11 protein-coding genes and 1 tRNA gene are annotated in these 11549 nt (G+C 61.1%); 5 read left to right on the top strand and 7 right to left on the bottom strand.

Going from position 1 to position 11549, the window contains the following annotated elements; genetic code table 11:
- Positions 1–17: 17 nt before the first annotated feature.
- The 6 genes from hisF to ATI14_RS08745 form a co-directional block, all read right to left on the bottom strand.
- Positions 18–788, bottom strand: coding sequence for an imidazole glycerol phosphate synthase subunit HisF (hisF, locus tag ATI14_RS08770; RefSeq protein ID WP_016972251.1), 771 nt, complete (start codon positions 786–788; stop codon positions 18–20).
- Between the two features lie 9 nt (positions 789–797).
- Positions 798–1535: a 1-(5-phosphoribosyl)-5-[(5-phosphoribosylamino)methylideneamino]imidazole-4-carboxamide isomerase gene (hisA, locus tag ATI14_RS08765; protein WP_016972250.1), complete on the bottom strand. Its 738-nt coding sequence runs from the start codon at positions 1533–1535 to the stop codon at positions 798–800.
- Positions 1536–1574: 39 nt separating this feature from the next.
- Complete coding sequence (locus ATI14_RS08760; RefSeq protein ID WP_016972249.1) at positions 1575–1832, bottom strand: DUF2164 domain-containing protein; 258 nt, start codon at positions 1830–1832, stop codon at positions 1575–1577.
- On the bottom strand, positions 1833–2471 hold the full coding sequence (gene hisH, locus ATI14_RS08755; protein WP_016972248.1) for an imidazole glycerol phosphate synthase subunit HisH: 639 nt from the start codon (positions 2469–2471) through the stop codon (positions 1833–1835).
- Positions 2471–3064 carry an imidazoleglycerol-phosphate dehydratase HisB gene (gene hisB / locus ATI14_RS08750; RefSeq protein ID WP_016972247.1) on the bottom strand — a complete coding sequence of 198 codons (594 nt, stop codon included), beginning with the start codon at positions 3062–3064 and terminating at the stop codon, positions 2471–2473. Before hisB ends, hisH begins: the two co-directional genes overlap by 1 nt.
- A gap of 258 nt (positions 3065–3322) precedes the next feature.
- The gene (locus ATI14_RS08745; RefSeq protein ID WP_016972246.1) at positions 3323–4984 is read right to left on the bottom strand and encodes an OFA family MFS transporter; all 1662 of its coding nucleotides are present in this window, start codon (positions 4982–4984) and stop codon (positions 3323–3325) included.
- A gap of 326 nt (positions 4985–5310) precedes the next feature.
- Between ATI14_RS08745 and ATI14_RS08740 the strand changes: the two genes are divergently transcribed.
- From ATI14_RS08740 to ATI14_RS08720, 5 genes are all read left to right on the top strand, one after another.
- The gene (locus tag ATI14_RS08740; RefSeq protein WP_017254022.1) at positions 5311–7527 is read left to right on the top strand and encodes an AsmA family protein; all 2217 of its coding nucleotides are present in this window, start codon (positions 5311–5313) and stop codon (positions 7525–7527) included.
- The gene (mutY, locus tag ATI14_RS08735; protein WP_016972244.1) at positions 7524–8591 is read left to right on the top strand and encodes an A/G-specific adenine glycosylase; all 1068 of its coding nucleotides are present in this window, start codon (positions 7524–7526) and stop codon (positions 8589–8591) included. Before ATI14_RS08740 ends, mutY begins: the two co-directional genes overlap by 4 nt.
- Positions 8588–8860: an oxidative damage protection protein gene (locus ATI14_RS08730; RefSeq protein WP_016972243.1), complete on the top strand. Its 273-nt coding sequence runs from the start codon at positions 8588–8590 to the stop codon at positions 8858–8860. Before mutY ends, ATI14_RS08730 begins: the two co-directional genes overlap by 4 nt.
- Positions 8861–8963: 103 nt before the next feature.
- Positions 8964–9039 (top strand) — tRNA-Phe (locus ATI14_RS08725).
- Between the two features lie 155 nt (positions 9040–9194).
- Positions 9195–9869, top strand: coding sequence for a YajG family lipoprotein (locus tag ATI14_RS08720; RefSeq protein ID WP_016972242.1), 675 nt, complete (start codon positions 9195–9197; stop codon positions 9867–9869).
- A gap of 11 nt (positions 9870–9880) precedes the next feature.
- Here the strand turns inward: ATI14_RS08720 and ATI14_RS08715 are convergent, their stop codons facing one another.
- Entirely contained in the window at positions 9881–11488 is a 1608-nt protein-coding gene (locus tag ATI14_RS08715) for an ArnT family glycosyltransferase (protein WP_016972241.1), read from the bottom strand.
- Between the last annotated feature and the right edge of the window lie 61 nt (positions 11489–11549).

Raw genomic sequence — 11549 nt, 5'->3', positions numbered from 1 at the left:
ATGGTGTCCAGCAGCGTTTAGCGAACGACGATACCGCGCGCCGCCATGTACGCCTTGGCCTCGGGCACGGTGTATTCGCCAAAGTGGAAAATACTCGCCGCCAGCACCGCACTGGCATGGCCTTCGGTCACGCCGTCAGCCAGGTGCTGCAGGTTGCCGACGCCGCCGGAGGCGATCACCGGAATGCCCAGCGCATCGCTGATGGCCCGGGTTACGCCCAAGTCAAAGCCGTTTTTCATGCCGTCCTGATCCATGCTGGTCAGCAGGATTTCACCGGCGCCCAGGCCTTCCATCTTCATCGCCCACTCCACCGCGTCCAGCCCGGTGGGTTTGCGACCGCCATGGGTGAAGATCTCCCAGCGCGGGGTTTCGCCCGGGCCCGAGACTTTCTTGGCGTCGATGGCCACCACGATGCACTGCGAGCCGAAGTGCTGCGCGGCTTCGCCGACAAACTCGGGGTTGAACACTGCGGCGGTGTTGATCGAGACCTTGTCCGCGCCGGCATTGAGCAGGTTGCGGATGTCTTGCACGGTGCGTACGCCACCGCCCACGGTCAGCGGGATGAACACCTGGCTGGCCATGCGCTCCACGGTATGCAGCGTGGTGTCGCGACCATCGACGCTGGCGGTGATGTCGAGAAAGGTAATCTCATCGGCACCTTGCTCATCGTAGCGACGGGCGATTTCCACCGGGTCGCCGGCATCGCGGATGTTCTCGAACTTGACGCCCTTGACCACGCGACCGTTGTCGACGTCCAGGCAAGGGATGATGCGTTTGGCCAGCGCCATGGTCAGTCCTCAGCCGTTGTAGGCGTCGCAGTAAGCCTGGGCTTCGGCGACGTCCAAAGTACCTTCGTAGATCGCGCGACCGGTAATGGCGCCGATGATGCCGGGCGCCTTGGCGTCCAGCAGCGACTTGATGTCACCCAGGTTGTGGATGCCGCCGGAGGCGATCACCGGAATCTTCGTCGCAGCCGCCAGCGCAGCGGTGAATGGCACGTTGCAGCCCTGCATCATGCCGTCTTTGGCGATGTCGGTATAAACGATGGCGGAAACGCCGTCGGCTTCGAACTGCCTGGCCAAATCGATGACCTGCACGGTGCTGATTTCAGCCCAGCCGTCGGTGGCGACGAAACCGTCTTTGGCGTCCAGGCCCACGATCACTTTGCCCGGGAACGCGCGGCAGGCCTCAGCGACGAAGGCCGGGTCTTTCACGGCTTTGGTGCCGATGATCACGTAGCTCACGCCCGCCTTGACGTAGTGCTCGATGGTTTCCAGGGAGCGGATACCACCACCGATCTGGATCGGCAGGTTCGGGTAGCGTTTGGCAATGGCGGTGACCACTTCACCGTTGACCGGCTGGCCTTCGAAGGCGCCGTTCAAGTCCACCAGATGCAGGCGACGGCAGCCCCCTTCCACCCATTTGGCAGCCATGCTCACCGGGTCATCGGAGAACACAGTGGAATCTTCCATGCGGCCTTGGCGCAGGCGTACACACGCGCCGTCCTTGAGATCGATAGCGGGGATAATCAGCATCTGGCAAACCTTATTCGATATTCAGCAATGCTTGGGAAATCAGGGTTTCTCAAGCGACCACAGGTCGCTTTCGAGGCTTTCGAACCTTTCTTTGAGGAGCGTCTGCGTGTCGAAAATCGCCCTGTTGTAATAGTGCGGCGCAACTTCGGTGGTAAACAGCTCAAGAATCTCGGCGACCTCGAACGAGCCCAATTTGAGCTCGAAACGGTCTTCCATGAAGCGCTTGATCTTCTGCGTGGCCTCACTCTCCTGCTCGGGCGTGAGGTTCAGGATTGGCGGCTTCGTCTTCTTGGCCATTTACCAGCGCCCGTCCCACGCAGCGAAGTTCTGCAGCAATTGCAGGCCATGGGTATGGCTCTTCTCCGGGTGGAACTGCACGGCAAAGCGCGAACCTTCGGCCAGCGCTGCGGCAAAATCGACGCCGTAATGCCCGCCGCCCACCACCTGGCGCGGGTTACCGGCGGTGATGTAGTAGCTGTGCACGAAATAGAAACGCGCCAGGTCCGGAATGTTGTGCCACAGCGGGTGATCCACCGCCTGGCTGACTTCGTTCCAGCCCATGTGCGGGACTTTCAGATGGGCGCCGTCTTCGTGCAGGTCTTTGCCGAAGAACTTCACCTGGCCGGGAAACAGACCGATGCAGTCAACGCCGTCGTTTTCTTCACTGCGCTCGAGCAAGGCTTGCATGCCCACGCAGATCCCGAGGAACGGGCGGTCCTGGCTGACTTCGCGTACCAGGCTGTCAAAGCCCAGGCGGCGGATCTCGCCCATGCAATCGCGAATCGCGCCAACGCCCGGGAACACTACCCGGTCGGCTTCGCGAATCACGTTGGCATCGCTGGTGATCAGCACCTTGCCGGCCCCTACGTGTTCGAGGGCCTTGGCCACCGAGTGCAGGTTACCCATGCCGTAATCGATAACCGCGACCGTCTGCATTACAGAACGCCCTTGGTCGACGGCATTTGCCCGGCCATGCGCTCATCGAGCTCCACGGCCATGCGCAGCGCGCGGCCGAACGCCTTGAACACGGTTTCGATCTGGTGGTGAGTGTTGGTGCCGCGCAGGTTGTCGATGTGCAGGCTGACGAGTGCGTGGTTGACGAAGCCCTGGAAGAATTCCTGGAACAGGTCAACGTCGAAGCCGCCCACGGTGGCGCGGGTGAAGGGTACGTGCATCTGCAGGCCTGGGCGGCCGGAGAAGTCGATCACCACGCGCGACAGCGCTTCATCCAGCGGGACATAGGCGTGGCCGTAGCGACGGATGCCTTTTTTGTCGCCGATGGCCTTGGCAAACGCCTGGCCGAGGGTGATGCCTACGTCTTCCACCGTGTGATGGTCGTCGATATGCAGGTCGCCCTTGCTGACGATATCCAGGTCGATCAGCCCGTGACGGGCGATCTGGTCCAGCATGTGCTCAAGAAAAGGTACACCGATATCAAATCGGGCCTTTCCGGTGCCATCCAGGTTGATCGAGGCTTTGATCTGGGTTTCCAGAGTGTCGCGCTCGACGGATACCTTACGTTCGGCCATCACCAGCTCCGCAAAATCATTGGGCGAAAAAGGCAGCCATTATAGGGGCGCGGGCGCCAAACAGAAACATCGGAGGGGATAAGACTGATGGAGTGTCGGGGATAGACATGTGCATACAACCGGGCGCTCCAGGATGGTGCACCCGACTGAAGAGAAATGAAGATCAAGTGTGGGAGCTGGCTTGCCTGCGATGCAGGCACCTCGGTCATTCAGCGAGACCGAGGTGATGCTATCGCGGGCAAGCCCGCTCCCACAGGGTTAGTGGAACAGTACTGCAGTTTTCTGCAGGGTCACCCACACGCCCCACGCCAGCGGAATACCCACCACCAGCCAGGCTGCAACAGCCATTGGCACGGTGCCGGGGGCCGCTTTCCACTCCAGCGAAGTGGTTGCGTCCGCGCCCTTGTCGTGGCCCAGCGCCTGCTCGGCTGCCAGTTCGGCGTCGGTCATGAAGTACTTGTCGGCCACCGGACGCACCAGCAGGTTGCAGATGAAACCCAGCACCAGCAGGCCGGCGAGGATGTACAAGGTGATGTCGTAGGCCGCAGCGCGCGGAACGCCGATGCTCAGTTGATACTCACGCAAGTAGTTCACCAGCACCGGGCCCAGCACGCCGGCAGCGGCCCAGGCGGTCAGCAGGCGACCGTGGATCGCGCCGACCATTTGCGTACCGAACAGGTCCGCCAGGTAAGCCGGAACCGTCGCAAAACCACCGCCGTACATCGACAGGATGATGCAGAACGCCGCCACAAACAGCGCCACGTTGCCCAGATGCCCCAGGTTCGGGATCAGCGCGTACAGGGCAAAGCCCAGGGCGAAGAACACGAAGTAGGTGTTTTTACGGCCCAGGTAGTCGGAGAACGACGCCCAGAAGAAACGGCCACCGATGTTGAACAGGCTGAGCAAACCGGTGAAACCTGCAGCGATGGCGGCGATGGAAGCCAGTTGGCCTGCATCCAGTTGGCCGAACGGCACATCCACGCCCAGCAACTTGCCACCAAACACTTCCTGCAACAGCGGCGAAGCCATGCCGAGGATGCCGATACCGGCAGATACGTTCAGGCACAGCACCAGCCACACCAGGCGGAATTGCGGGGTTTTCCAGGCCACGTTCACGTGCACGTGACGGTGGGTGATCATTGCGTTGCTGGCTTTCTTCGCCGGCGCGGTCCAGCCCTCAGGCTTCCAGCCGGTCGGCGGAACGCGGTACGACAACGCGCCACCGATCATGAACACAAAATAGATAACGGCCATGACCACAAAGCTCTGCCACACACCAACGCTGGTTGGCGACGCAAAGTGACCCATCAGGGCCGCTGCCAGCGGGGCGCCAACCATTGCGCCGCCGCCGAAGCCCATGATCGCCATGCCGGTGGCCATGCCGCGCTTGTCCGGGAACCACTTGATCAGGGTCGAGACGGGCGAAATGTAGCCCAGGCCCAGACCGATACCGCCGATCACGCCGGAGCCGATCCACATCAGCCAGATCTGGTGGGTATAAATACCCAGCGCCGAGATCAACAGGCCGCCGCACCAGCACAGCGCCGAGACAACGCCCGCCTTGCGTGGCCCGGCATGTTCCAGCCAGCCGCCCCAGATCGCTGCCGAGCAGCCCAGGAAGATGAAGAACAGGGTGTAGATCCAGCCCAGCATGGAAATCGGCCAGTCGCACTGGGACGAGAAGACTTGCGCGATAAAGCTCATGTCCGGCGCGCAGGCGACCGGCGCGGTGATCCCCAGCGCTTTGGACAGTGGCAGCCAAAACACCGAGAAACCGTAGGCCATGCCGATGCACAGGTGAATGGCCAGGGCGGCCGGTGGAACCAGCCAGCGGTTGAAGCCGGGCTTGGCGATTATGCGTTCCTTGGACAGGAACGCAGGCTGTGCAGCAGTTGAACCTGCCACAGTGCTAGTGCTCATTGGTGTTTCCCCCAGTTATTAGTATGTGTCCGCCAGGCGCTCTCTCCCTCGGCCTTGCACGCAGAGCGTTGGCCGTTGTTGTTGAGTAAAGCTCCATTTAAGCGCGACGTTGTGTCGCAGACGACAGACGAACCTGCGCAGATTAGCACCTGCCGATGACAGAAAAACCAAACTGATATCACCTTTTTCGCGTTACCTGATTTGTTTGACGCCAAAATCCTGTTTCGCACCCCGCAGATACAATGTAACGATCCGTGAACTGACGCACGTCGCCTGGCGTTATACTCTTCGGCTAAATTTTGAAATCGACATACAAGGACTCGCCCATGAAAGCGTTCGGCAAAATCCTGGGTCTGGTACTTCTCGGGCTGTTGCTGATCATTGTGGCCCTGGGCTTTGCCCTGACCCACCTCTTCGATCCCAACGATTACAAAGACGAGATTCGCCAGATTGCCCGCGACAAGGCCCACATCGAGCTGACGCTCAATGGCGACATCGGCTGGAGCCTGTTCCCCTGGCTGGGCCTCGAACTGCATGAAGCCAGCGTGGCGACCATGACCAACCCGACCCAGCCTTTCGCCGACCTGCAAATGATCGGCCTGTCGGTGCGCGTGCTGCCGCTGCTGCGCCGCGAAGTGCAGATGAGCGACGTTCGCGTGGAAGGCCTTAACCTGCGCCTGATCCGCGACAAGCAAGGCCACGGCAACTGGGAAGACATCGGCAAGAACGTCACCGAGACCACGGCCAACTCGCCGGTTCCTGCTCCGGCGCAAACCCCGGCAGAACCCGAACCGGAAAAACCGCCAAAACCGATCCGCCTGGACATCGACAGCCTGACCATCAACAACGCCCGCGTTGAATACAACGATGAGCAGACCGGCAAGCAGTTCAGCGCCGAAAGCATCCAGTTGAGCGCCGGCGCGGTCCACGAAGGGGCCAGCGTTCCACTCAAGCTCACCGCATTTCTGGGCAGCAACCAGCCGCTGATGCGCATCAAGACCGAGCTGAACGGCAACCTGCGCATCCAGCGTGCCTTGCAGCGCTACCAGTTCGAAGACATGAAGCTGAGCGGCGAAGCCACCGGCGAGCCGCTGCAAGGCAAGACCGTGACCTTCTCCACCCAGGGCCAATTGCTGGTGGACTTGGCGGCGAACATCGCCGAATGGACCAACATCAAGCTATCGGCCAACCAATTGCGCGCTTTGGGCGAACTGAAGGTCAACGACCTGAGCAAAACCCCGCAGCTCAATGGCGCACTGTCCATCGCGCAGTTTGACCTGGCCAAGTTCCTCGACAGCGTCGGCCATCCCTTGCCGCCGATGGCCGAGGGCAGCCTGAGCAAGGTCGAGCTGGTCAGCCGCCTCAAGGGCACGCCGACCAGCGCAGCCCTGGAAGACCTCACCCTGAAGCTTGATGGCAGCACCCTGACCGGTCGCATCGCCGTGGACGACTTCGCCAAACAATCCCTGCGCGTACAGCTCAAGGGCGACACGCTCAACGCCGACAACTACCTGCCGGCCAAGTCCGAGTCCGCCAAAGGCGCCGCCGCAGCCCGCCAGGCCGAAGTGCAAAACAGTGAAGCCGGCGCCATGGCCGCTGGCGGTACCACTCCGCTGCCGGAAGCGCCGACCAAAGGCGCGTGGAGCACCGACAAACTGCTGCCGTTGACCCGCCTGCGCACTCTGGATGTGAATGCCGACCTCGCGTTCGGCCAACTGACCCTGAGCAAACTGCCGATCCAGAACGCGGCGCTCAAAGCCTCCGGCGTCGACGGCCAGCTCAAGCTCGACACCCTCAGCGGTGGCCTTTACAACGGCACGTTCCAGGCCAACGGCACGCTGGATGTGCGCCAGGACATTCCGGTACTGGCGCTGCAAACCCACATCAAGCAAGTGCCGGTCGAGCGCATCCTGCAAGCCCAGGGGCAAAACCCGCCGGTGAAGGGCCAGATCACCCTCGACAGCAACCTCAGCGGCCGCGGCAACAGCCAGAAGGCGCTGATCGACAGCCTCAACGGTACCGCGAGCTTTGTGATCAACAACGGCATGCTGCTCAACGCCAACCTTGAACAGCAACTGTGCACCGGCATCGCCCTGCTCAACCGCAAGACGTTGAGCAGCACGCCGCAAGGCAAGGACACGCCGTTCCAGGAATTGCGCGGCAACCTGACCTTCCGTAATGGCGTGGCCAGCAACCCGGACCTGAAAGTGCGCATTCCGGGGCTGACCGTTAACGGCAACGGCGACGTCGACCTGCGCGTGCTCGGCATGGACTACCGCGTGGGCATCATTGTCGAAGGTGACCAGCGCGAAACGCCGGACCCGGCCTGCCAGGTGGGTTCCAACTTCCAAGGCATCGAAGTACCGCTGCGCTGCCGTGGCCCGTTGGAACTGGGCGCCAAGGCCTGCCGCCTGGACAAGGACGGCCTGACCCAGGTCGCAGTCAAGGCCGCCGGCAACAAGCTCGGCGAGAAGCTGGAAGAGAAACTCGACAAGGTCAACCCACAGCTCAAAGATGCTTTGAAAGGCCTGTTCAAACGATGAGAAACGAGCAGTTTTCAACGGCGGTGCTCGACTGGTACGACCGCCACGGTCGCCATGACCTGCCCTGGCAACAGGGCATCACGCCTTACAGGGTGTGGGTCTCGGAGATCATGTTGCAGCAGACCCAGGTCAGCACCGTTTTGAATTATTTCGACCGTTTCATGGCGTCCCTGCCAACGGTCGAGGCCCTGGCCGCCGCGCCGGAAGATGAAGTGCTGCACCTGTGGACGGGCCTGGGTTACTACACCCGCGCGCGCAACCTGCAGAAGACCGCCAAAATTGTCGTCGCCGACTATGGCGGCGAATTCCCCCGCGACGTGGAAAAGCTCACCGAGCTGCCGGGTATCGGCCTCTCCACCGCGGGCGCCATCGCCAGCCTGAGCATGGGCCTGCGCGCGCCGATCCTCGACGGCAACGTCAAACGGGTGCTGGCGCGGTTTACTGCGCAAGAGGGTTACCCGGGCGAGCCCAAGGTGGCCAAGCAGCTGTGGGCCACCGCAGAGCGCTTCACGCCCCATGACCGCGTCAACGCCTACACCCAGGCAATGATGGACATGGGCGCCACCCTCTGCACCCGCAGTAAACCCAGCTGCCTGTTGTGCCCGCTGGAAAAAGGCTGCGAAGCGCACATGCTCGGCCTGGAGACACGCTACCCGATCCCCAAGCCGCGCAAGACCATTCCGCAAAAGCGCACACTGATGCCGCTGCTCGCCAACGCCGAAGGCGCGATTCTGCTTTATCGCCGCCCTTCCACAGGCTTGTGGGGCGGCCTGTGGAGCTTGCCGGAGCTGGACGACCTGCAAGACCTCGAACACCTCGCCAACCAGCACGCGCTCGAACTGGGCAAGCAGCAGGAATTGCCGGGGCTGATCCACACCTTCAGCCACTTCCAGCTGGCGATCGAGCCGTGGCTGGTACAGGTCGAGGAAACCGCCCATCACGTGGCCGAGGCCGACTGGCTCTGGTATAACCTCGCCACCCCGCCGCGCCTGGGCCTTGCCGCCCCGGTGAAAAAACTGCTGAAGCGCGCGGCCGACGTATTGAACGCAGGAGTTCCGTCATGACCCGCACCATCATGTGCCGCAAGTACAAAGAAGAATTGCCAGCCCTGGAGCGTCCTCCGTACCCGGGCGCCAAGGGCCAGGACATTTTTGATCATGTCTCCGCCAAAGCCTGGGGCGACTGGTTGAAACACCAGACCCTGCTGATCAACGAAAAACGCCTGAATATGATGAACGCCGAAGATCGCAAATACCTGGCGGGCGAGATGGACAAGTTCTTTTCCGGCGAAGATTACGCCAAGGCCGACGGCTACGTACCACCTGCTCAATAATTGATCAAAAACCGGGGTCGGCACGTAAGCGACGGTAATAATTAAATATTTTTTGAAAACTTGCTTGACGACCCCCTGAAAAACCCGTTTAATGCGCCCCGTTGCCCAGATAGCTCAGTCGGTAGAGCAGGGGATTGAAAATCCCCGTGTCGGCGGTTCGATTCCGTCTCTGGGCACCACTAATACCGAAAAACCCCAAGCGAAGATGATTCCTTGGGGTTTTTTATTGCCTGCGATTTAGTGGCCGCGAACTCCGGCCAACCCTGAGGGTTATTTATCGCGCCGCTCAATCGTTTAGGGGTTACTGAATTTTCTGTTGCAAGGTAGTGATTGAATGACCCGGTACTTGTTCTGCGCACTGATGCTGCTGACGGCGCTGCTCAGCGGCTGCGCCACACACATGGATGTTTCGATCAACGCAACACCGGACCCGGACTATCACTTTGATCGACAGGCCCCGGTACTGGTGACCACTTCCGTCGGCGGCAGCGCGCAAAGCACGTTGAATGCCCGCTACTACCTGCGCGACATGGTCAGCGCCATGAAGGATCAGGGCTTTCGCGAGGTGTACACCGACACCACCCTGCCCAAGCAGCATGCCCCGATCAAAATGACCGTTCTGCTTGATGTCGACAGCCGCCAGGTGACCTACCGGTACACCGCGACCGAATACGGCCAGGTGCCCACCAGCACGACCACTCAATGCAAGAAGAACAAGAAAAAAGACGACCAGTTGACCTGCACCAGCAAACCGAACACCACCTACGGCCCGGTGGGCACGTCAGAGCGAACCGGCTACACCACGCTGACCACCTTCACGGCCACTGCACGGGATGAAGCGAGCAGGCGCGCGGTGTACCTGCTGCGGGTGATGTCTTACAACGAAGACTGCGAGGCCACCAAGGTCGAGGCCTTTCTGGTGGAACAAGGCCTGCAGAACCTGAATTTCCAGGACCGCGTGCATCGCAACTACACCGTCACGATGCCCGAGGGCTACCAGTGCAAATGACCTGCACCGGCCTAGTTGAGTAGAAACACCATCAGCGGGTTGTCATTCAGGCGCCCTTCGAACGCGGGCGCCTGCTGCTCCATCGGTGTTCCCTTGAGCAGAGCCGCCTCTTTGCGGGGCACCAACACCCATGAGGGACGCGGCAAGGTGTTCAACTTTTCCGGCTCATTGCCACCGACAAACAGCGGCTGTTCCTCATGGTCCAGGTTCATCATGTAGCGCACCGCCCAGGTGTCGCGCCCCAGGTCGACAAACACTAAAGGCCCAGGCTGCGAGGCACGTAACGCCTCCACCCGGGTGACGAATGTGCGGGTGTCGAATTGCAGGTCCTTGGCCGGATCAATCACCACTGTCAGCAGCAGCCACTGCGCCGCCAAAGCGATCACGCTGAGCGACACCAGGCGCAACTCACGGCGCCAGGCAACCAGCGCCGCCACCTGCAGCACCAGCAACACACCGATCAGCAGCGGCAGCAACACGTCGGGCCAGTAGCCGTGTTTTTGCCACGCATGCCGACACACAAACAACACCACCACGCACAAGGCCGGTAGAGCGGCAACAAGCCACTCATAGCAGCGGCGCACGCCCAGCAGCCAGTTTTGCGCCTGGAGCAGCCCATAGGCGGCGACAGCCGCAAACATCGGCACCATTGGCAGGATGTAATACGCGCGCTTGAAGTGCGGCACCGACAGTCCGAGCAGAATCATCAACCCGCAGGCGCCGAGTCGAACCACCAGCAGTACTTCATCGTTGACCCAGCGCTCGGACCAACGATGGCGCAGCGCGATCAGGGTCGCCAGCGCCAAAGGCACCACCGGGAAGTAACGGTACAAACTCAATTTGAAGTAGAAATAAAACGGCTCGCCCGATTCATCCAGACGCCCGACCACCTGCATCCTGAACACATCATTGGCGAAAGCATCGCCGCCGCTGAAACGCGCGAGCTTCATCAACACCCACCAGCATGCGCCGAGCAGTACCAACCCGACAAAACCGTGGATCAGCACTTGCTTGACCCTCGCGCCAGGGCGCCCCAACGCCCAGTACACACACACCACGCCACACACTTCGATCAAGCCCAGCGGCCCGCGAATCGCGAATGCCAGCACAAACAACGGGAATACGGCCAATTGCCTTGCCCGCGAACCCAGGCGCTCGCCACTGTGCAACAGGTAGAAACTGCCGACACAGAGCAGCGCGATCATCAGGTCCAGGCACACCGAGCGCGACTTATCGAGCAACTGGGTGGTGAGCAGGGTCAGCAACACTGTCAGCAAGGCCCAGGGCCGGCTGGACGGCGCCAGCAGGCGATAGATCAATGCGATGACACCCGCGGACGCCAGCGCCGTCGGCAACACATTAGCCAAGTGGTTCGGCGCACCAAACAGGCGGGCAAACACAAAACTGAAAAAGGTCGCAGTGCCGGGATAATCCGGATACGGCTGACCATAGGTGGTCGGGAAAAGGCTCGCGCCGTTGCGAAACATTTCCTGCAAGAACAGCGCCCAGCGTCCGTCAAACCCTTGGGGCTGCTCGTTCCAGATTCCCAGCGTAAACAGCAACAAGGCAATCAGGAAAATGCCCAGGGACTCCAGGCGAAAACGGCTGCGATGATCCATCAGTATTCCTTCCAGGTAAGGTGCGCCGACACAATGGTGCCGACTCCCCCCCTGAATAACG

The sequence above is a fragment of the Pseudomonas tolaasii NCPPB 2192 genome, from assembly GCF_002813445.1.
Taxonomy (GTDB): domain Bacteria; phylum Pseudomonadota; class Gammaproteobacteria; order Pseudomonadales; family Pseudomonadaceae; genus Aquipseudomonas; species Aquipseudomonas tolaasii.
Note: the sequence above shows the minus strand (reverse complement) of the source record. Positions and strands in the feature narration are given on the sequence as shown.